Source organism: Methylobacterium sp. Leaf399, assembly GCF_001424525.1.
Taxonomy (GTDB): domain Bacteria; phylum Pseudomonadota; class Alphaproteobacteria; order Rhizobiales; family Beijerinckiaceae; genus Methylobacterium.
Window position 1 is genome coordinate 21,641 of record NZ_LMQK01000004.1, and the last position, 25,158, is coordinate 46,798.

Below are 25,158 nucleotides of genomic sequence, written 5' to 3' on the forward strand. Positions count from 1 at the left end.
GCGTTTGGTGCCACGCATGCCAAATTCGGTCTTAAAACACAAGAAAACCGACCGGTGATCGCCCGGCCGATACCCAGCTCATCGCTCGATGTCCTCGCATGGCGAACACAGCGGCACCGCCATCGTCGCCCGGATCTGCATCGCCGGTCCCGCCAGGCCGTCATCGGGCCGCCTCCCCCGTTTTCCCGAAACCCGCCGCTTGAGGCCAACCGACGCAGGTTTGACACCTGGTATTTGGTATGCCACCATTCTGAAACTGGCAAATCGAAAAGCGCACACGAGTCGGGCCACCCGTCCTCGTTGCAGGCTCGAAGCGGTCCCGCGCCTTCAGCGCAGGCCCCACCAGTGCCCGACCGATGCGGGACGTCACGCTGTCGGACACGATCAAGAAACGGCGCCGCACTCAAACGATGCGCCACGACCCGGAGGGAACGATCATGGATAGAAGCACGGTCACCGACAACGGTCTTTCCGCGTCCGACGTCACCACGAGCACGTCGCCCGACAACCCGACGACCCCCGCCAACGGCCCCGTCATGACGCCGGAGCCCGAGCTGACCGATGGCTTCCACCTCGTCATCGACGCGCTCAAGCTCAACGACATCACCACCATCTACGGCGTGCCCGGCATCCCGATCACCGACCTCGGCCGCCTCGCGCAGGCCGCCGGCATGCGCGTCATCTCCTTTCGCCACGAGCAGCACGCCGGCAATGCCGCGGCCATCGCCGGCTACCTCACCAAGAAGCCGGGCATCTGCCTGACCGTCTCGGCGCCGGGCTTCCTCAACGGCCTCACCGCTCTGGCGAACGCCACCACCAACTGCTTCCCGATGATCCTGATCTCGGGCTCCTCCGAGCGCGAGATCGTCGACCTGCAGCAGGGCGACTACGAGGAGATGGACCAGCTCGCCATCGCCAAACCCCTGTGCAAGGCCGCCTTCCGCGTGCTGCATGCCGCCGACATCGGCATCGCCGTGGCGCGGGCCATCCGCGCCGCCGTCTCGGGCCGTCCGGGCGGCGTCTACCTCGACCTGCCGGCCAAGCTGTTCAGCCAGGTGATGGAGGCCGAGGCCGGCGCGAAGTCGCTGGTCAAGGTGATCGACGCGGCGCCGGCGCAGCTGCCCGCCCCCTCCGCCATCGCCCGCGCCCTCGACGTGCTCAAGAGCGCCAAGCGGCCGCTGATCGTGCTCGGCAAGGGCGCCGCCTACGCCCAGGCCGACGAGGCGATCCGCACGCTGGTCGAGACCAGCGGCATCCCCTACGTGCCCATGAGCATGGCCAAGGGCCTGTTGCCCGACACCCACGCCCAGTCGGCCGGCGCCGCCCGCTCCCTCGTCCTCAAGGACGCCGACGTGGTCCTGCTGATCGGCGCCCGCCTCAACTGGCTTCTGTCGCACGGCAAGGGCAAGACCTGGGGTGCGCCCGGCTCGAAGAAGTTCATCCAGATCGACATCGAGCCCAAGGAGATGGACTCGAACGTCGAGATCGTCGCCCCGGTCGTCGGCGACATCGAGTCCTGCGTCGAGGCCCTCCTCAAGGGCATGGGCAAGGACTGGGCGGCACCGCCCGCGGCCTGGACCGATGCGATCACCGCCAAGAAGGAGGAGAACCTCTCCAAGATGGCGGGCAAGCTGCGCAAGAACGCGGCGCCCATGGACTTCCACGGCGCGCTCGGGGCCCTGCGCACCGTCATCAAGGAGCGGCCGGACGCGATCCTCGTGAACGAGGGCGCCAACACCCTCGATCTCGCCCGCGGCATCATCGACATGTACCAGCCGCGCAAGCGCCTCGACGTCGGCACCTGGGGCATCATGGGCATCGGCATGGGCTTTGCCGTCGCCGCGGCCGTGGAGACCGGCAAGCCGGTGCTGGCGGTGGAGGGCGACTCGGCCTTCGGCTTCTCCGGCATGGAGGTGGAGACCATCTGCCGCTACGACCTGCCGGTCTGCATCGTGGTGTTCAACAACAACGGCATCTACCGCGGCACCGACACCGACCCGACCGGTCGCGATCCGGCCACGACGGTGTTCGTCAAGGACTCCCGCTACGACAAGATGATGGAAGCCTTCGGCGGCGTCGGCGTCAACGTCACCACGCCCGACGAGCTGCTCCGGGCCGTGAACACGGCGATGGATTCCGGCAAGCCGACCCTCATCAACGCGGTAATCGACCCCCAGGCCGGCACCGAGAGCGGCAACATCGGCAGCCTCAACCCGCAGAGCGTGGTGAAGAAGAAGTAGGGGCACGAAGGGGTCGGATGTCCCGTGGCATCCGACCCCCCCGCGTCCTCATCCTGAGGTGTCCGCCCCGGCGGGCCTCGAGGGAGACCTCCGGACATCACCGCGCGAACGGGCGGGCTCCTTCGAGGCCTCCGCTTCGCTCCGGCGCCTTAGGATGAGGAAACCGGCTGGGGTCGGCCTTCGGGGCCGTTCCCGGTCCTGCGCCGACCGCTATCCATCTGGGAGCGTCCCATGAGCAAGGCTCTCGACGGCGTGAAGATCCTCGACTTCACGCATGTGCAATCCGGCCCGACCTGCACCCAGCTTCTGGCCTGGTTCGGGGCCGACGTCATCAAGGTCGAGCGGCCGGGCATCGGCGATGCGACCCGTGAGCAGCTGCAGGACATCCCCGACGTGGACAGCCTGTATTTCACGATGCTCAACCACAACAAGCGCTCGATCACCCTCGACACCAAGACGCCCACCGGCATCGAGGTGATGTGGCGCCTCGTGAAGGAATGCGACGTCCTCGTCGAGAATTTCGCGCCCGGCGCCCTCGACCGCATGGGGCTGACCTGGGAGGCGATCCAGGCGGCCAACCCGCGCATGATCCTCGCCTCGGTGAAGGGGTTCGGGCCGGGGGCCTACGAGGACTGCAAGGTCTACGAGAACGTCGCCCAATGCGTCGGCGGCGCCGCCTCGACCACCGGTTTCCGCACCGGCCTGCCGATGGTGAGCGGCGCGCAGATCGGCGATTCCGGCACCGGGCTGCATCTGGCGCTGGGCATCGTCACCGCCCTGTTCCACCGCACCCATTCGGGCCTCGGCCAGCGGGTCGATTGCGCGATGCAGGACAGCGTCCTCAACCTCTGCCGGGTCAAGCTGCGCGACCAGCAGCGCCTCGAGCGTGGTCCCTTGCGCGAATACAGCCAGTTCGGCGAGGGCATCCCGTTCGGGGATTCGGTGCCGCGGGCCGGCAACGACTCCGGCGGCGGCCAGCCCGGGCGCATCCTCAAGTGCAAGGGCTGGGAGACCGACCCGAACGCCTACCTCTATTTCATCACGCAGGGGCCGGTCTGGGCCAAGATCTGCGACGTCATCGGCGAGCCGACCTGGAAGACCCATCCGGACTACGCCACGCCCAAGGCACGGCTGCCGCACCTCAACGAGATCTTCACCCGCATCGAGGCCTGGACGATGTCCAAGACCAAGTTCGAGGCGATGGAGGTCCTCAACGAGCTCCATATCCCGTGCGGACCCATCCTTTCGATGAAGGAGATCGCCGAGGACGAGGCGCTTCGGGCCTCGGGCACCCTGGTGGAGGTGGATCACCCCACCCGCGGGCCGTATCTGACGGTGGGCAACCCCATCAAGCTGTCGGCGAGCCCGTGCGAGGTGACGCGCTCGCCGCTCCTGGGCGAGCACACCGCCGAGATCCTGCGCGACGTCCTCGGCTATTCCGACGGCGAATGCGCGGCCATCGCCCGATCCGGTGCCACCGGGGCGGTTCCCGGCCTCGCCGCGGAGTAGCGCGCCCCCTTCACTGTCTTTCCCTTTCCCGGTCGCGGTCATGGCGATCCGGGTTCCTCCCCTCCCACCTTGCGCGGCTTCGACCAACGTCGGGGCCGCGCACTTTTTTTGGCCGAGACCGGTACGCCGTCCGGACGGCACGCTCGGGAGTTGCGATCGACCCGGACGGCGCCCGTAGGGTCGCAGAGTATCGCTTCGTTCGGAACGCGGCCGCGCTTGCGGCGTTCGCCCCGCGATCCCTCGAAAACGGAGATACCCCATGGCCAACGACATGATCCCCGACATCTTCAACGGCGAGCGCAACCTCACCACCACCGAGCGGGCCGTGTCCGTCGTGCTCGGCCTGGGCATCGCCGCCGCCGCGGCGCAGCCCCGCCCGAACAAGTGGTTGAGCCTGGCGGCCCTGATCGTCGGCGCGGGCCTCGCCATGCGCGGCGCCACCGGTCACTGCGCCATCAAGTCGGTGACCCGGCAGGCCGCCTGACCCCACCACCATGGAGCGGGCCGGACCACGATGTCCGGCCCGGACACGAAAAAGGGGTGCCGCGAGGCACCCCTTTTTCGTCGGGCGGCGCGCTGGGTGCGCGCCGCGATGGTTCAGCCGTTATCAGTACGTGGTGGTGGTGCGGCGGCTGGCGATGAAGCCGTAGATGGCCAGCACCACGATGGCGCCGACGATGGCGCCGATGAAGCCAGCACCCTGGTTGGGGCCGTACCAGCCCACGGCCTGGCCGATGAAGGTGGCCACGAAGGCGCCGACGATGCCGAGGATGGTGGTCATGATGAAGCCCGACGGCTCGTTGGGGCCGGGCATGATGAACTTGGCGATGATACCGGCGATGAAGCCGATGATGATGGTGCCGATGATACCCATGGTGCGATCCTCGTAGCCGCGGTCGAAGCGACTTGGCCATTCCGTGCAGAGCAAACGCCGCACCCCTGGAACGGTTGCGCGGTCGCCCTCGACTTTGTCGCACCGCCATACGATCGCCGCCTGCGATCTGCCAGTGCGATTCGCCCATGACGAACCGCCCCTTTACGCCGGCGCCCTTCGCGCGGCACAAACGCTGCCGTGGAGCGGCGCGCGACGGGCGGGCCGCGATGAACGGGACCCGACGGATGACGGCGATCACGCGTTTCGAATCAGGCCCCCGGATGTCCCAGGCGGTCACCCACGGCGACCTCGTCTTCCTCGCCGGCCAGACCGCGGCCGAGCCGGAGGGGACCGGCGTCACCGAACAGACCGCCCAGATCCTGGGCCAGATCGACCGCCTGCTGGCGCTGGCCGGCAGCGACAAGGGTCGCATCCTCTCGGCGACGGTCTACCTTTCCGACATCGCCACCTTCGCGCAGATGAACGAGGCCTGGGAGGCCTGGGTCGACCGCGGCAACCCGCCGGCCCGGGCCACCGTCGAGGCCAGGCTGTGCGAGGCGCATTACCTCGTCGAGATCGTCGTCGTCGCCGCGCGGGCCGCCCGGTGAAGCGCCGGGCCCTGCTCGCGGCGTTCGCCCTCGCCCTGTGCGGGGCCGGCCCGGCCGCCGCGCAGGCGCCCGAGCGCGTCGTCACGATCTACAACTGGTCGGACTACATCGACCCCGTGATGCTGGAGGCCTTCACCAAGGAGACCGGCATCAAGGTCGTCTACGACACCTACGACAACAACGAGATCCTGGAGACCAAGCTGCTCGCCGGCAAATCCGGCTACGACGTGGTGGTGCCCTCCGGGCCGTTCCTGCAGCGGCTGATCAGGGCGGGGGTGTTCCAGCCCCTCGACAAGGGCAAGCTCCCCAACCTCAAGAACGCCTGGCCGGAGATCGCCCAGCGCCTGTCCGTCTACGATCCGGGCAACCTCCATGCCGTCGACTACATGTGGGGCACCACCGGCATCGGCGTGAACGTGACGGCGGTGCGCGAGCGCCTCGGGGCGAGCCAGCCGCTCAACACCTGGAGCCTCGTGCTCAACCCCGCCCTGCTCGCCAAGCTGAAGGACTGCGGGGTGATGATGCTCGATTCCCCCGAGGACCTGATCCCGAGCATGCTGCCGGCCTATGGCCTCAAGCCCGACAGCAAGCGCTGGGACGACATCACCCAGGTCACCGACGCCCTCTACAAGGTGCGCGGCTCGGTGCGGAAATTCCACTCCTCGGAATACATCAACGGGCTGGCCAACGGCGATATCTGCCTCGCGGTCGGCTACTCCGGCGACGTCATGCAGGCCAGGAAGCGCGCCGAGGAAGCCAAGAACGGCGTCGAGATCGCCTATCTTGTCCCCAAGGAAGGCGCCCTGATGTGGTTCGACGCCTTCGCCATTCCCAAGGACGCGCCGCACCCGGCGGAGGCCTATGCTTTCCTCGACTACATGCTGCGACCCGAGGTGGCCGCCGCCAACGCGAACTTCGTCTCCTACGCCAGCGGCAACCTCGCGGCGAAATCCTTCGTGAAGCCCGAGATCCTGGCCAATCCCGGCATCTACCCGGACGAGGCGACCATGGCCCGGCTGTTCACCAACACGGCCTGGGACGACCGCACGCAACGTTTCGTGACGCGGGCCTGGACGCGGGTGCGCACGGGGCGGTGACCGGGCGGGCGGCGCCGCTGCCGCCCTCCGGGTTGCGCGATCCTAATGGATATCGCCCGAGGCCGCGGGCCCGGCCTCGGCGCCGTCGAGCGCCGATCCCTTGGCCCCCGACAGGCTCCAGTTCCATAGGGCCGCCGCAGGCAGAGGCAGCATCAGGAACCAATGCTCCAGGGTGGCGAGCGCCATCATGGTGGTGAGGATCGTGAGGCCGACCACCTCGTGAGGGAGAGCCGCACCGTCGAAGGCCGCCATGCCGAGCATCACCGTGAGCGCCGTCCCGAGGCTCACGGAGACGGGAAACAGCAGGTTCATCGGCTTGTTGGTGAGGAAGCACGACAGGTAGCTCAGGTGGGCGGGCAGGAACTCCGCGTTGAGGTTGCGCACGCCCAGGAACATGTTGAGGCGGGCCGAGAGGTTCATCCCCCACAGGATCAGGTAGGTCCACAGGGCGAACCGGTTGGGCTCGTCCCAGGTCATGGCGAGGATGGCGAGCGCGCCGGCCACGATCGCCGCCTCGTGCCACAGGCTGGTGGCGGCCGCGGCCCGGAAGCGGGCGAAGCCCCGCGTGCCGGGCGCGCAGCCGGTGGTGCGCGGGCCGGAGATGAAGCCCATGTAGTAGCTCATCTCCTGCCAGCCCCAGACCAGCAGCGCGCCGGTGAAGGCGGTGTAGACCCCCGCCTCGCTGGCGTCACCGGCGCTGGTGCCGATCGCAAAGAGCGCGCCGGCGAGCACCAGGGTGCCCGCCGCCATGCTCCACCCATGGGTATGCCGCGGCCGCAGGTCGAGGAACAGGATCACGCCGGTGGAGAACCACCACACCACGATCGCGTAGAGGGCGGGGACGGCATAGGCGGCCATGCTACCAGACCGGCTCGAGCCGGATCTCGGCCGGCATCGGGTTGTCGATGGTCGGCAGGGCGTAGAGTCGGGCGAAGTTGACCGCCGAGGCCGCGATCCAGGCCCCGTGCTTGAGCTTGCCGATCAGGCCGCCTTGAGCCTTCGCGTCCGCGATCCCGTTCGAACAGGTCAGGAGCCGATCAAGCGCCTGCTTGAACTTCGGGTTGTCGAGGTCGAGGGTGAGCGGGAAGGTCTGCTTGGAGATCTCCGAGGTGATGCGGAACACCTGGAAGTCGTACTCGGTCGGATCGACCCCGAGCGCCTTGTGGAAATGCGGGCGGCAATGGTCGCGCACGTACATCGTTGCGAAGACCGCGAGCAGAAAGAACTTGATCCAGTAGCGGTTTAGCCCGGTCGTCAGCTTCGGGTTGGCGCGCATGAGCAGGGCGAAGGCCTCGCCGTGCCGGAACTCGTCGTTGCACCACTTCTCGAACCACTTGAAGATCGGGTGGAAGCGCTTCTCAGGGTTCTTCTCGAGTTCGCGGAAGATGGTGATGTAGCGGGCGTAGCCGATCTTCTCGGAGAGGTAGGTGGCGTAGAAAATGAACTTCGGCCGGAAGAAGGTGTACTTCTTCGACTTGGTCAGGAACCCGAGGTCGACGCCGATCCCGAAGTCCTTGAGCACGTCGTTGATGAAGCCGGCATGGCGCGCCTCGTCGCGGCTCATGAGGCCGAACAATTCGCGGATGTCGGGATTCTTGGCGCGCTTGCGCATCTCGGCGTAGAGCACGCAGCCCGAGAACTCGGCGGTGATCGACGAGACCAGGAAGTCCATGAACTCCTTGCGCAGGTCCGGATCGAGGCCCGACATGTCGATGTCGAACTCCTCGTTGCGGACGAAGTGGCGCTTGTTCGGGTCGGCCTTCAGCTCCGCGATGAGGATGTCCCACTGCCGGCGCACCGGCTCCACGTCGGTGCGGTCGAGCTCGACGAAGTCCGTGGTGTAGAAGCGCGGGCTGAGGAAGGTCGTCTCCTGCGCCGCCTTGGTGCCCTCGTTGAGGGGGTACTTCGGCTGATGGCCCTTGGGAGCCTGATGCTGGATCGACACGTTCACAGGCGCCTCCTCTCGGAAAAGCTGACTTCGTAGAGTTCGGTGAGTTCGAAATTGCCGGTGAGCTTGGTCCAGAGCCGTTCGACCGGGCCGGCCCGCGTCACGGTGGCCGTGCGGTGGACGACGATGCGTTCGCCGTAGGGCACCGAGGTCGGCGAATCGTGGACCTGGACCTCGTCGCCCGGCTCGATCTCGAAGGCGGCGTCGAGGACGACGTGGGCGTGGAGGCTCTCGGGCGTCTGCTCGATCTCGACGGTGCAGGGCACCTCGACGACCCGGCGTCCCCAGGTCTTTGCCCAGCCCATCATCGCACCACCCCGGCGCCGGCCTCGAGGGCCGGCATCAGCCGGGCGAAGGCCTGGGCATTGGCGGGGCCGAAGGCACCGAGGTTGACCTTGCGGCCTGTCTGCTCGTCCTCGAGCTGGAGGCTGCCGTCGTCGAAGCGCGTGAGCCGGAACGGCTGGTCGCGGGTGAGCCCGCTGCGCAGGCGGGACTGCCCGAAGCCGCGCAGCGTCGCGCGGATGAAATTGTCCTGGCCCGGTTCCACCGTGAAGATCAGATCGCCGGTGCGGTCGTCGCGGATGGTGATCGATCCGTCCGTCTGGTCGTCGGCCCGGATCTCCACCGTCTTGAGCATCTGCGCCGGGGGCATCTCGGTGATGCCGATCCGCTCCTCGCGGCCGATCATCACCGCGAGCATGGCAAAGCCCAGGAGGCCCGCCGCCCCCGTCAGGATCAGGCCCGGAACCGGCCCTCCCCCCTTCGTCCCTGACTTTGCCGTCGTGTCGGACATCGTCCTGCTCCCTAGCTCGCGGCGGCGAGGCGCGGGGGACGCGGGGCACTACGGGGCCGCGCGACGATCACCGGGCTTGCCGATTCTTCTCGTTGTGGTTCCAGCGTGGCGGCGATGGCGCGGGCCAGGATGCCGGCCACCTCCCCCGCGTCGGGGACGGACCGCATCATCGGCTCGGGCCGGCTGACATGCCAGGGCCGTGCGTGCGGCCAGAGATGAAGGTAAGCGACACGGTTGCCGGAACGCAACAGGATCGGCAGGTCCCCGGTGCCGTCGCGGAAGCGGCGCAAGCCCGCATCCTCGATCAGCGCGAAGGGCAGGTTCAGGGTCATCGGCAGGGCGACACCGTAGCGCATGACGAGGCGCCGGTTGGTGATCGTGTAGGTGGTGCTGCGCGCGGTCAGCCAGCCGATCAGGGCGAGCAGTCCGATGGCGCCCGCCCCGAGGGCCAGGGTCGGTCCGACGGCCACGGCCGCCTCGACGAACCGGCCCTCGGCCAGCAGCGGCACGCCGGCCCAGAGGGTCAATCCGGAAAACCAGGCCGCCACGAGGCCGACGTGGAGCGTCCGGAAGGCGATCCCGGCGGCGCGGGGGCGGCCCTGCCAGAGAACGTGTTCCCCGGCAGGCAGGGGGGCGGGCAGGCCCGGAGGGGCGTCGAAGGCGTTGGGGGGAAGGCTGACGGATTCGCTCACAGGATGGCCTCCTGGCGCTGGGGGGTGGCGTAGAGGGTGCCCGCGCCGAAGAAGGCCATGATCCGCTCCTCCTCGTAGAGGGTGACCGAATCGGCGTCCTTGGTCCCGGGGATGTCGACGAACTGCGACGCGAGGAGCGCCTCGGTCTGGACGACGCCGGAGAACAGGCCGAGCTTGCAGAAGGCGCCGGGCATCAGCACCCGGCGTCCGCCGGCGCTCAGTTCGACTTCGTAGTAGCGGATCATCGACTCGCCGCGGTCGACCCAGAGGTCGCTGACGGTGCCGGCGACCTTGCGGTCGGCGCCGACCACGTCGCGGCCGATCGGGTTCGGGCCGGCCTCGTGCACCACGAAGTGATCGGCCACCCGCAGCGGGACGATGCGCTTCTCGCCGTCCCAGGTGCGGTCGTGATGATCGTCGCGGTCGACGTAGGAACCGGGGCCGATGGCGTCGTGGAGGCCGTCGGTGTCGGGCTCCAGGGGCGCGCCGGGCCAGATCTCGTGCTTGTGGCCGCGGTAGTTCCAGGCGTTGGGGCCGCCCGTCTGCGGCGCGCTCTTGGTCTCGCCGTTCGACAGGTGGAAGAACTTGGGCGTGGGGATCAGGATCGGGTCGGGGCTTGGCCGGCCGGCCATCGCCTCGGACTCGAGGGGGTAGCCCTCGCGGCGGTCTTCCCGGCGCAGGTAGAAGACCAGCCCCGCGAAGAAGATCCAGAATGCGTACAATACGACCTGCGCCACGTCGACGTAGCCGGTGATCTCACCTCTTGGCATCGGACTTCCTCCCCGGTCTTCAGTGTGTTGGATGGGTGTGGATGGTGGCCGGCAGGGCGAGCCCGCCGGACCGGCGCGAGGTCGTGTCCCGCACCAGCGGGCCGATCGCGACGAGGGTCGCGAACAGGAGCGCGATCTCGAGGTGGTAGACGACGAGATAGCCGGTGGCGGGATCGTTCAGGGTCTCGCCCAGGGCCCCCGACTCGGCGAGATGCGAGGCGACGTCGCGCAGGATGCCGCTCGCCGCGATGGCCACGCCGGCGGCGCTCGCCTGGACCGCTCCCCAGGCGCCGAGCGCCAGGCCGGTGTCCTCCGGGCCGGCCTTGGCCATGGAGGCCGTCAGCGTGCCGTGGGCGAACAGCCCGCCGCCCAACCCGATCAGCAGGACGCCGGTGGCGAAGAGCTGGGCCGACCCCAATGGCGCGGCGAACACCACCGCCGAGAAGGCGAGGATCCCCACCACCGTGCCCGAGGCGGCGACCCGGAAGGCGTCGCCGCCCCGGTTGAGCCAGCGCGCGGCGAGGAAGAGGCCGATGCCGCCGCCCGCCGCCAGCATCGCCGTCAGAGCGGTGGTGGTGGCCACCGGCAGGCGCAGGATCTGGCCGCCGTAGGGTTCGAGCAGGATGTCCTGCATCGAGAAGGCGGCGGTGCCCAGGCCGGTGGCCACGAGGCGCCGGCGGGCGAGCCCGCTGCCGGCATAGGTCGCCCAGGAGTCCGAGAACGACGGGCGCGGGGCCGAGCGGTCGGTGCGGCCGGGCTGGCGGGCCTCCTGCTTCCACAGGGCGATGCCGTTGAGCACGATGGTGACCACGGCGGTGCCCTGGATCACCTGGATCAGCCTCAGGGGCGAGAAGTTGGCGAGCGCCAGGCCGAAGACGACCGCACTCACCACCATGCCGACCAGCAGCATGGCGCAGAGCAGCGCCACCACCCGCGGCCGGGCGTGGGCCGGGGCGAGGTCGGTGGCCAGCGCCAGGCCCACGGTCTGGGTGGTGTGGAGGCCCGCACCCACCATGACGAAGGCGAGGGCTGCCGCCACATGGCCGGGCCAGGCCGGGCCGGTGGTGTCGCCCGACAGGATCAGGAGGGCGAAGGGCATGATGGCGAGGCCGCCGAACTGCAGCAGCGTGCCGAACCAGATGTAGGGGACGCGGCGCCAGCCGAGCACCGAGCGGTGGGTGTCGGAGCGGAAGCCCACGAGGGCCCGCAGCGGGGCGAAGACCAGCGGCAGCGACAGCATCACGGCCACGATCCAGGCCGGCACCGCGAGTTCGACGATCATCACCCGGTTGAGGGTGCCGATGAGCAGCACGGCGGCCATGCCGACGGTGACCTGGAACAGCGACAGCCGCAGGAGCCGACCCAGCGGCAGCTCCGGCGTCGCCGCGTCGGCGAAGGGCATGAACGGCATGATGCCGGGCCCCAGCCGCATTAGCGCCCGCGTGGTGAGGCCGCCAATCTTCATCGCGCCAGCTCGATGGCGTTCGACAGGTAGAAGCCGCTGTTGACCCGCTTGGTCCGCTTCACGGCAAAGCCCTGGAGCACCGCCTCCTTGGCGATCCGCCTGCGCAGGGCGCCCTCGGTGATCGGCACGATGGCGGGCGCCCGGTCGCCGCGCGGGAACAGCCGCCCGGCCGTCCACATCAGGGTGAGCAGCGCCGTGCGCGGGGCCACCGTGAACACCACCGACCCGTCGGTGCGTAGCCCGAGTTCTGCCAGTGCCCGGGTGATGTCGGCGGCGTTGTAATGGATCAGGCTGTCCATCGCGACGACGTGGTCGAAGCGCCCGAGCCAGGGGTCGAGCATGTCGCCGACCCGGAAGTCGATGCGTTCGCCGCCCAGGATCTCGGCGCTGCGCTCGCGGGCGAGGCCCACGAGGGTCGGCGAGACGTCGATGGCCACCACCTCGGCCCCGCGCCGGGCCGCCTCGACGCTGAGCGCGCCGGTGCCGCAGCCGGCGTCCAGCACGCGCTTGCCGGTGAGGTCCTCGGGCAGCCACGACAGCAGGTTGGCCCGCATGGCGTCGCGCCCGGCCCGCACCGTGGCGCGGATCTTCGAGACCGGGGCGTCGGTGGTGAGCCGGGCCCAGGCGTCGACCGCGGTGCGGTCGAAGTAGGTGGTCAGCTGCGAGCGGCGCTCGGCGTAGGATGCGCTGGTCATCGGCCCGTCTCCCCCTAGTCGAAGCCAAGGAATTCGAAGAGGTCGCGGTCCTTCATCGGCATCGCCGAGAGGGGCTTGCCGCCGGCCCAGAGGTGGGCGGCCAGGCGCATGTACTCGTCGGTGACCGCGATGAGCTCGGGCGTCGGCTCCATCTCGAACAGGGTCGACTTCTTGAGGCGCGAGCGCCGGACCACGTCGAGGTCGGGGAAGTGGGCGATGCGCTCGAGGCCCACCGCGGCGTTGAAGCGGTCGATCTCGTCGGTCTTGGCCGAGCGGTTGGCGATGACGCCGCCCAGGCGCACGGGGTAGTTCTTCGACTTCGAATGGATGGCGGCCACGATCCGGTTCATGGCGAAGATCGAGTCGAAGTCGTTGGCGGTGACGATCAGCGCCTGGTCGGCGTGCTGGAGCGGCGAGGCGAAGCCGCCGCAGACCACGTCGCCGAGCACGTCGAAGATGACGACGTCGGTGTCCTCGAGGAGGTGATGCTCCTTGAGGAGCTTGACGGTCTGGCCGACGACGTAGCCGCCGCAGCCGGTGCCGGCCGGAGGCCCGCCGGCTTCCACGCACATGACGCCGTTGTAGCCCTCGGCCACGAAGTCCTCGATCCGCAACTCCTCGGAGTGGAAGCCGACCGCCTCGAGGGCGTCGATCACCGTCGGGGCGAGGCGCTTGGTGAGCGTGAAGGTCGAATCGTGCTTGGGGTCGCAACCGATCTGAAGAACGCGCTTGCCGAGCTTGGAGAAGGCCACCGACAGGTTCGACGAGGTCGTCGACTTGCCGATGCCGCCCTTGCCGTACACCGCGAAGACCTTGGCGGTGCCGATCTTCAGGGTCGGGTCGAGTTCGACCTGGACGCTGCCCTCGGGCTGACGCGAGACGACGGGGTTCCTGATGGCGATGTTCATGCTGCGACCCCAGTGGTGATGCCTTCGAGACGGTCTTCCAGTTCCTCCTCGGCGCGGTCGAGCGCGTCGCGCGTCTCCGCGTCGGGGGTCCAGAAGCCGCGCCGGTGCGCTTCGATCAGGCGTTGGGCCACCTTGGCCGACGCCGTCGGGTTCAGAGCGGCCATGCGTTCGCGCATGGCCGGGTCGAGGACGAAGACCGAGGTGATCTCCTTGTAGACCCAGGGTTCGACCTGGGAGGTCGTGGCCGACCAGCCAACGGTGTTGGTGAGGTGGGTCTCGATCTGGCGCACGCCCTCGTAGCCGTGGGCGAGCATGCCCTCGTACCACTTCGGGTTGAGGATGCGGGTGCGGGTCTCGATGGCGACCTGCTCGGAGAGGGAGCGGACGCAACCCTCGCCGCGGGTCTGGTCGCCGATGTAGACCGGGGCCTCGATGCCGCCCTTGGCCTGCTTGACCGCCCGGCTGATGCCGCCGAGCGTATCGAAGTAGTGGTCGACGGTGGTGACGCCGAGCTCCACCGAATCGAGGTTCTGGTAGGCGAGGTCGACGTCGGCGAGCACGCTCTTGAGGAGGGCGGCGTGCTGCACGGCGCGGCCGTCGCGGCCGTAGGCGAAGCCCTTGCGGCGGGCATAGGTGTCGGCGAGTTCGTCCTCGTCCTCCCAGCGGCCGTTCTCCACGAGGTGGTTGACGTTGGAGCCGTAGGCGCCCTCGGCGTTGCCGAAGACCCGGAGGGACGCCGTCTCCATGTCGCCGCCGTGGACGCGCTGGTATGCGAGGGCGTGCAGGCGGACGAAGTTCTGCTCCACCGGCTCGTCGGCGGTGGCCGCCAGGAGGCAGGCCTCGGCCAGGAGCTTGATCTGGAGGGGGAGCAGGTCGCGAAAGATGCCCGACAGGGTGACGACCACGTCGATGCGCGGACGGCCGAGCTCGGCCAGCGGGATCAGTTCGGCCCCCGTGAGCCGGCCGTAGCCGTCGAAGCGCGGCCGCGTGCCCAGCAGCGCCAGCACCTGCCCGATCGGGCCGCCCTCGTTCTTGAGGTTGTCGGTGCCCCACAGGACGATGGCGACGGTCTTGGGGAGCGGCAGCCCGTCCGCCTTGTGCCGGTCGAGGATGCGCTGGGCCTGGATGGCCCCGTCCTTGACCGCGAAGGCGCTCGGGATGCGGAAGGGATCGAAGCCGTGGAGGTTGCGCCCCGTCGGCAGGATCGAGGGCGTGCGCAGGAGGTCGCCGCCGGGGGCCGGGCGGATGAAGCGGGCGTCGAGCGCCCGCAGGATGGCGGGGACCTCGCTGTCGCCGGTGAGCAGGCGGTTCGTGGCCGCGAGTTCCCGCAGGATCGGCAGGTCGGTGGCCACCGGCACCGTGCCGGAGGCCGAGAGCGCCGCCTCCGGCGTGGCGCCGCCGACGAGGGCTGAGACCGACGCCCGGTCGAGCCTGGTCCCATGGGCCGAATCGGCCATGGCCAGCAGCATGTCGATGCGCTCGTCGACGGAGAGGGCCTCGCCGACCACGTGCAGGCCGTGCGGGATCAGGGTGTATTCCAGGTCGAGGATCTCGGCGCCGATGCGGGCGATCTCGGCCCCGGCGCGGGTTCCCCAGGCCGGCTCCGCCTGGGCCAGGTCGACCAGTGCCGCCTGGGCCTGGATCAGCACCGCGATGTCCTCGCGCTCCGCCTGTGCCTCCGGCTCGGTGCCGCGCCAGCGTTCGATGGCGCCCTTCACGTCGAGGAGGCCGCGATAGAGCCCGGCATGGGCGATCGGGGGGGTGAGGTAGCTGATCAGGGTGGCCGAGGACCGGCGCTTGGCGATGGTGCCCTCGGACGGATTGTTGGCCGCGTAGAGGTAGAGGTTGGGCATGTCGCCGATCAGGCGGTCCGGCCAGTCGGTGGCCGAGAGGCCGCTCTGGCGGCCGGGCATGAATTCGAGCGCCCCGTGCGTCCCGAAGTGCAGGAGGGCGTGGGCTTTGAAATCGTCGCGCAACCAGCGGTAGAAGGCCGAGAAGGCGTGGGTGGGGGCGAACCCCTTCTCGAACAGGAGCCGCATCGGGTCGCCCTCGTAGCCGAAGGCGGGCTGGATGCCGACGAAGACGTTCCCGAACTCGGCCCCGAGCACGAAGATCGACGATCCGTCCGACTGCTGCTTGCCCGGCGCGGGCCCCCATTGCGCCTCGATCTCCGCCAGGTGCCGCTCGCGCCGCACGTGGGTGTCCACCGAGATGCGGGTGTGGACGTTGGCCATGGCGCCGAAGCGCGCCGCATTGCCGACCACCACCCGCTCGCGCAGGTCGTCGACGCTCTCGGGCACCTCCACCGCGTAGCCGGCCGCCTTCATGGCGGCCAGCGTGCGAAACAGCGATTCGAACACTGAGAGGTAGGCGGCCGTGCCGGTGTTGCCGGCGTTGGGCGGGAAGTTGAAGATCACGATGCCGACCTTGCGCTCGGCCCGCTCGCTGCGGCGCAGGCGCACGAGCCGGTCGACGCGGGCGGCGAGCATGCCGGCGCGCTCGACGCAGGAATGCATGTCGCGGTCGTCCTCGCCCGAGGGGAAGACGCAGGCGACGTGACAGCCCTTGCAGGCCGCGCCCGACTTGTCGGAGCGGCCGCCGAACAGCATCGAGCCGGTGGCGCCGTCGAGTTCGGGGATCGCGACCATGATGGTCGTCTCCACCGGCAGGAGGCCACGCTCCGAGGCGCCCCATTGCTCCAGGGTCTGCAGCTCGGCCGGGTAGGCGGCGACGTAGGGCACGTCGACCGCGGCCAGGATCTCCTCCGCCGCGCGGGCGTCGTTGTAGGCCGGGCCGCCCACCAGCGAGAAGCCGGTGAGCGAGACCATCGCGTCGATGGTGGCGACGCCGTCCTTGAGGAAGTACCGCTCGATGGCCGGGCGCGAGTCGAGGCCGCTGGCGAAGGCGGTGATGACGCGAAGGCCACGCGCCTCCAGGGCGGCGATGACGCCGTCGTAATGGGCGGCGTTGCCCGCCAGCATGTAGGAGCGCAGGCCGAGCACGCCGACGGTGCCGCGGCTGCCGGCGGACGGCAGGTCGTCGAGGGACTCCGACATCCGGCCGGGGAGGCGCGGATGGTAGACGCCGACCTCCGGGTAGGTGACGGGGGCCGCGGCCCTCAACCGGCCGCGCAGGACCTTGCGCTCGCCGCTCGCATAGCGGTCCACCAGGGCGCGGATCATGTTGAGGACGTTCTCGTCCGAGCCGGCCAGCCAGTACTGCAGGGTGAGGAAGTAGGCGCGCACGTCCTGGGCGGTGCCGGGGATGAAGCGCAGGATCTTGGGCAGGCGCTTGAGCATCTTCATCTGCTCGGCGCCGGCGCTGGCGCTGCGCTCCTTGGGCGCGCCGCGCAGGCGCTTGAGCAGGCCCATGGCGCCGCCGCTCTTGGAGCCGTCCATCGAGAAGGCGCCGACCCGGGTGAGCTTGGTCACCTCGCTGGCGCTCATCATGCACAGCATCGCGTCGCAATGGTCGCGGCGGGCGCGCAGGTCGGCGATGATCGGCTGGAAGTGATCCTCCATGAACAGCATCGCGCAGATCACGATGTCGCCCGCGGCGATGTCGGCGCGGCAGCGTGCCAGCTTCTCGGGATGGTCCCCGAACTCGGTGGCCGCGTGCAGGACCAGGGTGAGGCCGGGGATGTCGCGCTGCAGGTCGCGGCGCGCCCGGTCGACGGCGCTCGCGAGGTGGGTGTCCATCGTCACGATGACGATGCGCACCGGAGTGGGCTCAGCGACCGAAATGCGCTTTTGCATCGTACAACGTCTCGACGGTGATGAGGGGGAGCGCCTGCTCGCGGGCGAAACGCTCGGTGTTCGCGCGGGCCTTGCCCCGCACGAAGAACGGGATCTTCTTCAGTTCCTTCTCGGCGGCGGCGTCCCACAGGGAGACGACGACGGTGTCCTTGGCGGTCGGTTGGGCTGGTGGCGGCGCGGGTTGGGCGAGGGTGTCTCGGGCGAGGGCGGCCTGGGCCGCCTCGGGGACCGGTGCGGGGCTCGGCCCGCCGTGGCGGGTGTGGTGCGAGGGGGCCGCGCCGTCGTGGAACTCGGGATCCTCGCGGAACATCCCGAGCAGGTGCTCCTCCAGCCCCATCATCAGGGGGTGGACGAGGGTGTCGAACAGGACGTTGGCGCCTTCGAAGCCCATCTGCGGCGAATGCCGGGCGGGGAAATCCTGCACGTGGATCGGGGCCGAGATCACGGCGCAGGGCAGGCCCAGGCGCTTGGCGATATGGCGCTCCATCTGGGTGCCGAGCACCATCTCGGGCTGGGCCGCCTGGATGGCGGCCTCCACGTCGAGGTAGTCGTCGGTGATCGTCGCCTCGATGCCGTGGACCTCGGCCTCGGCCCGGACCTCGCGGGCGAACTCGCGGGCATAGGTGCCGAGCCCCACGACCCTGAAGCCGAGCTCCGTGGCCGCCACCCGCGCCATCGCCACCGCATGGGTGGCGTCGCCGAAGATGAAGACGCGCTTGCCGGTGAGGTAGGTCGAATCCACCGAGCGCGAGTACCAGGGCAGGCGCGAGGGCGCGCCGGCCAGCACCGGCGAGGGATCGATCCCCGTGAGCGCGGCGATCTCCTCGACGAAGCGGATGGTGGCCGCGACGCCGATCGGCACCGTCTCGACCATCGGCTGGCCGAAGGTCTTCTGGAGGTATTGCGCGGCGACCCTGGCCACCTCGGGGTAGAGCACGACGTTGAAGTCGGCCGCCCCGAGGCGCCCGAGGTCGGACGGGCTGGCGCCCATCGGGGCCACCACGTTGACGTCGATGCCGAGCCGGTCGAGCAGGCTCCTGATCTCGATGAGGTCGTCGCGGTGGCGGAAGCCCAGGGCGGTGGGGCCGAGGATGTTACAAAGGGGGCGCCGACCGTCTGCGCTCGCGCGTGCGGTCCCGGCGGCGGGCGGCGGTCCAGACAGCGCCCGCACCAGACGGTAGAAGGTCTCCGAGGCGCCCCAGTTCTCTTTCTTCTGATAGGCCGGCAGGTCCAGCGGGATCACCGGGATCGGCAGGGCCAGGGCCTTGGCCAACCCGCCCGGATCGTCCTGGATGAGCTCGGCGGTGCAGGAGGCGCCGACGATCATCGCCTCGGGCTTGAAGCGCTCGTAGGCGGCGGCCACCGCGTCCTTGAAGATCGCGGCGGTGTCCGAGCCGAGGTCGCGGGCCTGGAAGGTGGTGTAGGTGACCGGCGGGCGGGCATCGCGCCGCTCGATCATCGTGAAGAGCAGGTCGGCATAGGTGTCGCCCTGGGGGGCGTGCAGCACGTAGTGCAGGCCGCGCATGGCGGTGGCCACGCGCATGGCGCCGATGTGGGGCGGTCCCTCGTAGGTCCAGACGGTGAGCTGCATGGTCTCAGACCTCCAGCCGCGTGCGGCGGACCAGGGGGCGCGCGAACAGCTCGGCGAGGTCGCCGGCCTGGTCGTAGCCCTGGATCGGGGTGAACAGGAGTTCGATCGACCACTTGGTCGCCAGCCCCTCGGCCTCGAGGGGGTTGGCGAGACCGAGGCCGCACACCGTGAGGTCGGGGCGCGCCGCTCGGCAGCGGTCCATCTGGTCGTCGAGGCTCTGGCCCTCCACCACCTGCGTGCCGGCGGGCAGCATCGCGATCTCGTCGGCGAGGTGGCCGCGGTGGAGGTAGGGCGTGCCGACCTCCACGAGCTGCGTCCCCATCTCCCGCGACAGGAAGCGGGCGAGCGGGATTTCGAGCTGCGAATCGGGAAAGAAGAACACCCGCTTGCCCGCCAGCCGCTGGCGATAGGGGGCGAGCGCCGTGGCCGCCCGGGCGCGGCCGGGTGCCGTGGCCGCCTCGAACCGCTCGGGCGCGACGCCGAAGGCATCCGCCGCGGCCCGCAGCCAGGCGGTGGTACCCTCCGACCCCAGGGGGAACGGCGCGGCGATCCGGCCGGCGCCGCGCTCTTCGAGGGCGCGGGCGGTATCGGTGAGGAAGGGCTGGGCCAGGAGGTAGCGGGTCGACGGCCCGACGGCGGGAAGCTCGTCGGCCTTGCGGGCGGGCAGGAACGCCACCGGCGCGATGCCGAGTTCGGAAAACAGGCGCGAGAACTGGTCCTCGACCACGTCGGCCAGCGCCCCGACCACCAGGAGGGCGGGGGCCGCGTCGGCCTCGGCCCGCGGCATCTCGGGGACGAGGGCGGCCAGGCACGCGTCCTCGCCCTGCGTGAAGGTGGTCTCGATGCCGCTGCCCGAGTAGCTGAGCACCCGCACGTCCGGCGAGACCCGCCGCGACAGGCGCTGGGCGGCGCGGGTGAGGTCGAGCTTGATCACCTCGGACGGGCAGGAGCCCACGAGGAACAGGAGGCGGATGTCGGGGCGCCGCTCGATCAGGCGGCGCACCACCCGGTCGAGCTCGTCGTTCATATCGGTGATGCCGGCCAGGTCGCGCTCGTCCATGATCGCGGTGGCAAAGCGCGGCTCGGCGAAGATCATCACGCCGGCGGCGGACTGGATCAGGTGGGCGCAGGTGCGCGAGCCGACCACGAGGAAGAACGCGTCCTGGATCTTGCGATGCAGCCACACGATGCCGGTGAGGCCGCAGAAGACGGCGCGCTGGCCGCGCTCCTGGCGGATCGTGACGCCGGTGTCGGTGCAGGCGGCGTCGAGGCTGGGGACGGGAGCGTGGGCGTTCATCGGGCGGCCTCCGCGAAGGAGGAGAGGTCCGACGGCGCCTGCAGCCGCGCGGCGCGCAGCTTGAGCAGGAACTGCGTCGCGTTGATCGCGTAGGTGGCGTAGGCCGCGAGCGCCAGGAGCATCAGCCCGGTGGTGTCGAGCCGGCCGGTCAGCAGGGCGGCGAGATAGGCGGTGTGCAGGGCCAGGACCGCCATGCTCACCATGTCCTCCCAGTAGAAGGCCGGGGCGAACAGGTAGCGGCCGAAGACGACCTTCTCCCAGATCGCGCCGGTGACCATGATCGCGTAGAGCACGACGGTCTTGATCACGACCGAGGCGTTGGCCGCCGCCTCGCCCTCGCCGGTGGCCAGGGTGCGCAGCACCAGCGCCAGGCTCACGAGAAACACGAAGAACTGCAGCGGCGCCAGGATGCCCTGGACCAGGGTCCAGACCGTGGCGTCGCGCCGGACCCGTTCGGCCGGCGTGTAGAGGGGTCGTCCCGTCTGGCCCTTGAAGGGACCCATCGCGTCCGCCCCTGTCCTGCTGGCCGCCTCGGGAGGGCAGCCGTTGAGGGAGAGGTTAGGAAGGCCCCGTCAGAGTGTCAAGCTGGCTTTACGTCAATCTCACTGGACATCCGCGTGCGAGCCGGGTTACAACTCGTGCGTTGCCAAAACCTCGGGGAGGCGTATCGTCGCTCGTCGGGAACCTGAACGCCACGGGTTTTCCGGGGCGCTCGTGCCCGGACACCATCATCCGATACGACGGTCGATGATATTTCAAGGGCGTCACAAGACGTCGCGCTCGACACGCAAGATCGAGGTCAACAAGAAGCCGTCATCAACATTGGGAGGGACCAATGGACGACTTGAGGCAGCATCGGGACCAGTATTCCTTTCACGACGGCGCGAACGGCTGCGATCTTCCGGGATCGGGCGAGGCGGACGCCCTGTCCGAACTCCTGCGTGTCGCGACCCCCACCCTTTGGCACGGCGACCTCGCCAGGATCGTGGAGGCCGAGATCATTCCACGTATGATGCTGGCCCTGCGCGACGACCCCTTCCCGGAGCCGGCCCGCCGCGCGACGCCGACGCCGGAGGAGATCGCGTCCTTCGCCGACCTGATGCTGGCGCCAGGCCGCGACGACGCCGAGCCGCGGGTCGCCGGCATGATGGCGGCGGGCCTCTCCCTGGAAAGTCTGCTGCTCGACCTGCTGGCTCCGACGGCGCGGCATCTCGGGGTTCTCTGGGAGGAGGACCTGTGCGATTTCACCGAGCTCACCATCGCGATGGGCCGGCTGCAGCGGATCACCCACGACCTGCGCCTCCGGTTCGACGAGCCGGTCCGGGTGTCGCGCGGACACAGAGTCCTGCTGGCGACCTGCCCCGGCGAGACCCATTGCTTCGGGCTCAGCCTGCTCGAACGCTTCTTCCACGATGCCGGCTGGGACGTGACCTGCCTGACGCAGGCCGACGGCCCCGACGCGCTGCGGCGGGTGCGCCGGGAGTGGTTCGACATCGTCGGCCTCTCGCTCGGCAGCGAGACGCTGCTGCCGGTCCTGGCCGAGACGGTGAGCGAGCTTCGGCAAACCTCACGCAACCCCGACCTGCACATCATGGTCGGCGGTCCGATCTTCGTGGATAACCCCGGCCATCTCGTCCGAGTCGGAGCCGATGCGACCGCGAGCGATGCGCGTGACGCCATTGCCATCGCCGAGCGTTTGCTTGATCTGCATGCCCGAGCCTGCTGAAAGACCCGTCTGACGGCATCACACCTTGGTGATCTTTGACCAGTCTGGCGCTTCCTGCCGCAACCTCGTCGTTCGCGGCCCTTCATCAAACCCTCGGCCCCCTGGATGCGCAGGCGGCCGGGCTGCTCGTCGCGGCCGCGACGGACCTCTCCCTGGTGATCGACCGGGAGGGCGTGATCCGCGATGCGGCCTTCGGCAGTTCGGATCTCGCCGGCGAGGGCTGTGAGTCGTGGCTCGGCCGGCTGTGGGTCGACACCGTGACGGTGGAGAGCCGCCCCAAGATCGCGGCCCTGCTCAAGGATGCCGCCCCCGGTGCCGTGACGCGCTGGCGCCAGGTGAACCACCCCTCGGCCACCGGGATCGACCTCCCGATCCGCTATTCGGCCATGCGCCTGGAGGCGGACGGTCCGGTGATCGTGATCGGCCGCAACCTGCGGGCCATGGCCGCCCTCCAGCGCAAGCTCGCCGAGACGCAGCAGGCCCTCGAGCGCGACTACCTGCGCATGCGCGGGGCCGAGACCCGCTACCGCCTCCTGTTCCAGCTCGCCGGCGAGCCTGTGCTCGTGGTGGATGCCGCCACCCGGCGCGTCACCGAGGTCAACCCCGCCGCCGCGCGCCTGCTCGGCAAGCCCGAGAAGCGGGTGCTGGGCCAGGACGTGATCGAGCTGTTCGATTCCGCCAGCGCCCGCGAGCTCGAATCGCTGTTCGCGGGCCTGCGGGTGTCCGGCCAGGCCGACGACCTCCTCGTGCGCCTCGGGAACGGCCGCGGCGAGACGCGCCTCTCCGCCTCGCTGTTCCGGCAGGAGAACGCCGTCAGCGCGCTGCTGCGCCTCTCCGTCGACGGGCCCGAGCCCGGGGAAGCGGCGCCCGGCCGCGCCGGTACCGGCACCCTCGACGTGATCCAGAACCTGCCCGAGGGCTTCGTCGTCACCGATCCGGGCCGGCGCATCCTGGCCGCCAACGCCGCTTTCCTCGACCTCGTGCAACTCGCCACCGAGGAGCAGGTGCGCGGCGAGCTGTTCGACCGCTGGCTCGGGCGCGAGGAGACCGAGGCCGCGACCCTGTTCGCCACCCTGGGCCTGCACGGGTCGGTTCGTCATTTCGCCACCAGCATCCGCGGCACCTACGGCTCGGTGGAGGACGTGGAGATCGCGGCGGTGTCGGTGGCCGGCGGCGGCCATCCCTGCCTCGGCTTCACGATCCGGGGGACGCCGCGCCGGGCGGCCGCCCCCGCCCTGACCGGGCGCGACCTGCCGCGCTCGGTCGAGCAGATGACCGAACTCGTCGGCCGCGTGACCATGAAGAACCTGGTGCGCGAATCGACCGACCTGATCGAGCGCCTGTGCATCGAGGCGGCCCTGCGCATCACCCGCGACAACCGCGCCTCGGCCGCCGAGATGCTGGGCCTGAGCCGCCAGGGGCTCTACGCCAAGCTGCGCCGCTACGGCATCGGCGACCTCGACGGCCCCGAACCCGCCGACGACCCCGACTGACCACCCTCCGGCCGGACCGAGCGAGGGGTGCAATCCAGGGTGGCGCAGGGCGGCGTTCGCCGCCTGCCGCCTCGCCAGCCCGATCGCGAAACGGGCCTGTCCAACCACGGGACCCTGCCGGACGAGGCCAGGAGCGCATCGCGTCGAAGCCCGAGTGACAACTTAACTTGACGCTCAACGTGTAAATCAAACTTGACACAGGTCGCCCTAGGCTCCTAGCCTCCGGGGATGGCCAGTTCAGCACCCACCGCGTCCGGCTCGATCGGTGTCCCCAACGCAGCGCGCGCGTCGCGCGGACGCTCGGGCCTCGCGCGGCAGGATTCCCGGATCGCCGCCGGAGGCCGCCCATGACGGCTCCCCTCTCCTTCTCCTGGGCGGCTATCGCCCGCCTCGGCCTCGTGCAGACGGCGCTGGGGTCGGTGGTGGTCCTGATGACCTCGACCCTCAACCGCGTCATGGTGGTGGAGCTCGCCTTGCCGGCCATGGTGCCCGGCGGGCTCGTCGCCCTGCACTACGCGGTCCAGGTCCTGCGCCCGCGCTGGGGCTACGGCTCCGACGTCGGCGGCCGGCGCACCCCCTGGATCGTCGGCGGCATGGCCGCGCTCACCCTGGGCGGGTTCCTGGCGGCGGTCGCCACCGCCGTCATGGAGACCCACCCCGCCGCCGGCCTCGCCCTGGCGGTCTTCGCCTTCCTCGGCGTCGGCATGGGGGCGGGTGCCGCCGGCACCTCGTTGCTGGTGCTCCTGGCCACGGGCGTCGACGCCCGCCGACGCGGTGCGGCCGCGACCCTGGTCTGGATCATGATGATCGCGGGCTTTGCCATCACCGCGCCCCTGGCCGGCCATTTCCTCGATCCGTTCTCGGGGCTGCGCCTCGTGGCCGTCTCGGGCACGGTCTCGCTGATCGCCTTCTGCCTCGCGACCCTGGCGCTGCGCGGCATCGAACCGGCGCGGGCCGCCCCCTCCCCCGAGGAGCGGGCCGAGCGCAAGCCGTTCCTGCAGGTCCTGGCCCGGGTCTGGGCCGAGCCGGCCTCGCGGCGGTTCACCGTGTTCCTGTTCGTGGCGATGCTGGCCTACAGCGCCCAGGAGCTCATCCTCGAGCCCTTCGCCGGCCTCGTCTTCGCGATGACGCCGGGGGGCACCACCAAGCTTTCGGGCCTGCAGCACGGCGGCGTGCTCGCCGGGATGCTGCTGGTGGCGGGGACCACCATGGGCATCGGCGGGCCGGTCCTCGGCTCGCTCAAGGCCTGGACCGTCCTCGGCTGCCTCGGCTCGGCCCTCGCCCTCGTCGCGATCGCCGCCGGCGGCCTCGTCGGGCCGGAGTTTCCGCTGCGCGCCGCCGTGTTTGCCCTGGGTCTCTTCAACGGCATCTTCGCCGTCGCCGCCATCGGCTCGATGATGGGGCTGGCGGGCGCGGGCGGCGAGGCCGAGCGCGGCACCCGCATGGGCGTCTGGGGGGCGGCGCAGGGCGTCGCCTTCGGCGCCGGCGGTTTCCTCGGCACCGTGGCGGTCGATGTCGCCCGCCTGATCACGCCGCAGGTGGTCCACGCCTATGCCGCGGTCTTCACGGCCGAAGCCCTCCTGTTCGTGGTCGGCGCCGGCCTCGCCCTGCGTGTCGCCTATGCGCCGCCCAGCCGCATCCGCGCGCCGTCCACGCACCGATCGTTCCTGCCCGAGCCCCGTCTCTCCGCGAGGTAG

Annotated in this window: 22 protein-coding genes; 8 read left to right on the forward strand and 14 right to left on the reverse strand. The window is 70.0% G+C overall.

Annotated features, from left to right (window positions below):
- Positions 1-536: 536 nt before the first annotated feature.
- The 3 genes from oxc to ASG40_RS05635 all read left to right on the forward strand — a co-directional run bounded on the left by oxc (position 537) and on the right by ASG40_RS05635 (position 4,233).
- Positions 537-2,240: an oxalyl-CoA decarboxylase gene (gene oxc, locus ASG40_RS05625; protein ID WP_055882415.1), complete on the forward strand. Its 1,704-nt coding sequence runs from the start codon at positions 537-539 to the stop codon at positions 2,238-2,240.
- A 231-nt stretch (positions 2,241-2,471) separates the two neighbouring features.
- Positions 2,472-3,749, forward strand: a complete 1,278-nt coding sequence (gene frc / locus ASG40_RS05630) for a formyl-CoA transferase (protein ID WP_055882175.1) — start codon at positions 2,472-2,474, stop codon at positions 3,747-3,749.
- A gap of 259 nt (positions 3,750-4,008) precedes the next feature.
- On the forward strand, positions 4,009-4,233 hold the full coding sequence (locus ASG40_RS05635) for a YgaP family membrane protein (protein ID WP_055882178.1): 225 nt from the start codon (positions 4,009-4,011) through the stop codon (positions 4,231-4,233).
- A gap of 123 nt (positions 4,234-4,356) precedes the next feature.
- Here the strand turns inward: ASG40_RS05635 and ASG40_RS05640 are convergent, their stop codons facing one another.
- Entirely contained in the window at positions 4,357-4,623 is a 267-nt protein-coding gene (locus tag ASG40_RS05640) for a GlsB/YeaQ/YmgE family stress response membrane protein (protein ID WP_055882181.1), read from the reverse strand.
- A gap of 245 nt (positions 4,624-4,868) precedes the next feature.
- On the opposite strand from ASG40_RS05640, the gene ASG40_RS05645 reads away from it, so the two are divergent.
- Positions 4,869-5,231: a RidA family protein gene (locus tag ASG40_RS05645; RefSeq protein WP_055882184.1), complete on the forward strand. Its 363-nt coding sequence runs from the start codon at positions 4,869-4,871 to the stop codon at positions 5,229-5,231.
- The gene (locus ASG40_RS05650) at positions 5,228-6,328 is read left to right on the forward strand and encodes a polyamine ABC transporter substrate-binding protein (protein WP_055882187.1); all 1,101 of its coding nucleotides are present in this window, start codon (positions 5,228-5,230) and stop codon (positions 6,326-6,328) included. Before ASG40_RS05645 ends, ASG40_RS05650 begins: the two co-directional genes overlap by 4 nt.
- 42 nt (positions 6,329-6,370) lie before the next feature.
- Here the strand turns inward: ASG40_RS05650 and puhE are convergent, their stop codons facing one another.
- From puhE to bchF, 13 genes are read right to left on the reverse strand one after another with little or no spacing between them, the layout of a single operon-like run.
- Positions 6,371-7,186, reverse strand: coding sequence for a putative photosynthetic complex assembly protein PuhE (puhE, locus tag ASG40_RS05655; protein WP_055882192.1), 816 nt, complete (start codon positions 7,184-7,186; stop codon positions 6,371-6,373).
- 1 nt (position 7,187) lies between these two features.
- A complete protein-coding gene (gene acsF, locus ASG40_RS05660) occupies positions 7,188-8,279 on the reverse strand; it encodes a magnesium-protoporphyrin IX monomethyl ester (oxidative) cyclase (RefSeq protein WP_055882195.1) in 1,092 nt (363 codons plus the stop codon).
- Positions 8,276-8,581, reverse strand: a complete 306-nt coding sequence (locus tag ASG40_RS05665; RefSeq protein WP_055882203.1) for a hypothetical protein — start codon at positions 8,579-8,581, stop codon at positions 8,276-8,278. Before ASG40_RS05665 ends, acsF begins: the two co-directional genes overlap by 4 nt.
- Positions 8,581-9,069, reverse strand: a complete 489-nt coding sequence (gene puhC / locus ASG40_RS05670; RefSeq protein WP_055882206.1) for a photosynthetic complex assembly protein PuhC — start codon at positions 9,067-9,069, stop codon at positions 8,581-8,583. Before puhC ends, ASG40_RS05665 begins: the two co-directional genes overlap by 1 nt.
- 11 nt (positions 9,070-9,080) lie before the next feature.
- Positions 9,081-9,761: a photosynthetic complex putative assembly protein PuhB gene (gene puhB / locus ASG40_RS05675; RefSeq protein ID WP_055882208.1), complete on the reverse strand. Its 681-nt coding sequence runs from the start codon at positions 9,759-9,761 to the stop codon at positions 9,081-9,083.
- Entirely contained in the window at positions 9,758-10,531 is a 774-nt protein-coding gene (gene puhA, locus ASG40_RS05680; protein WP_055882419.1) for a photosynthetic reaction center subunit H, read from the reverse strand. Before puhA ends, puhB begins: the two co-directional genes overlap by 4 nt.
- A 19-nt stretch (positions 10,532-10,550) precedes the next feature.
- Positions 10,551-11,996 carry a BCD family MFS transporter gene (locus ASG40_RS05685; protein ID WP_082494393.1) on the reverse strand — a complete coding sequence of 482 codons (1,446 nt, stop codon included), beginning with the start codon at positions 11,994-11,996 and terminating at the stop codon, positions 10,551-10,553.
- Complete coding sequence (gene bchM, locus ASG40_RS05690) at positions 11,993-12,691, reverse strand: magnesium protoporphyrin IX methyltransferase (RefSeq protein WP_055882211.1); 699 nt, start codon at positions 12,689-12,691, stop codon at positions 11,993-11,995. Before bchM ends, ASG40_RS05685 begins: the two co-directional genes overlap by 4 nt.
- A 14-nt stretch (positions 12,692-12,705) precedes the next feature.
- The gene (gene bchL / locus ASG40_RS05695; protein ID WP_055882215.1) at positions 12,706-13,599 is read right to left on the reverse strand and encodes a ferredoxin:protochlorophyllide reductase (ATP-dependent) iron-sulfur ATP-binding protein; all 894 of its coding nucleotides are present in this window, start codon (positions 13,597-13,599) and stop codon (positions 12,706-12,708) included.
- Entirely contained in the window at positions 13,596-17,354 is a 3,759-nt protein-coding gene (locus ASG40_RS05700; protein ID WP_055882218.1) for a magnesium chelatase subunit H, read from the reverse strand. Before ASG40_RS05700 ends, bchL begins: the two co-directional genes overlap by 4 nt.
- A complete protein-coding gene (gene bchB / locus ASG40_RS05705; protein WP_055882221.1) occupies positions 17,329-18,945 on the reverse strand; it encodes a ferredoxin:protochlorophyllide reductase (ATP-dependent) subunit B in 1,617 nt (538 codons plus the stop codon). Before bchB ends, ASG40_RS05700 begins: the two co-directional genes overlap by 26 nt.
- A 4-nt stretch (positions 18,946-18,949) precedes the next feature.
- Positions 18,950-20,242 (reverse strand): ferredoxin:protochlorophyllide reductase (ATP-dependent) subunit N, encoded by a 1,293-nt coding sequence (locus tag ASG40_RS05710; RefSeq protein ID WP_055882224.1) that lies wholly within the window; start codon positions 20,240-20,242, stop codon positions 18,950-18,952.
- On the reverse strand, positions 20,239-20,745 hold the full coding sequence (gene bchF / locus ASG40_RS05715; protein ID WP_055882231.1) for a 2-vinyl bacteriochlorophyllide hydratase: 507 nt from the start codon (positions 20,743-20,745) through the stop codon (positions 20,239-20,241). Before bchF ends, ASG40_RS05710 begins: the two co-directional genes overlap by 4 nt.
- Before the next feature lie 506 nt (positions 20,746-21,251).
- Here bchF and ASG40_RS05720 point away from each other — a divergent pair.
- The 3 genes from ASG40_RS05720 to ASG40_RS05730 all read left to right on the forward strand — a co-directional run bounded on the left by ASG40_RS05720 (position 21,252) and on the right by ASG40_RS05730 (position 25,158).
- Positions 21,252-21,968: a cobalamin B12-binding domain-containing protein gene (locus ASG40_RS05720; protein ID WP_244480538.1), complete on the forward strand. Its 717-nt coding sequence runs from the start codon at positions 21,252-21,254 to the stop codon at positions 21,966-21,968.
- 35 nt (positions 21,969-22,003) lie between these two features.
- Complete coding sequence (ppsR, locus tag ASG40_RS05725; protein ID WP_082523919.1) at positions 22,004-23,461, forward strand: transcriptional regulator PpsR; 1,458 nt, start codon at positions 22,004-22,006, stop codon at positions 23,459-23,461.
- Between the two features lie 347 nt (positions 23,462-23,808).
- Positions 23,809-25,158, forward strand: a complete 1,350-nt coding sequence (locus tag ASG40_RS05730; RefSeq protein WP_055882233.1) for a BCD family MFS transporter — start codon at positions 23,809-23,811, stop codon at positions 25,156-25,158.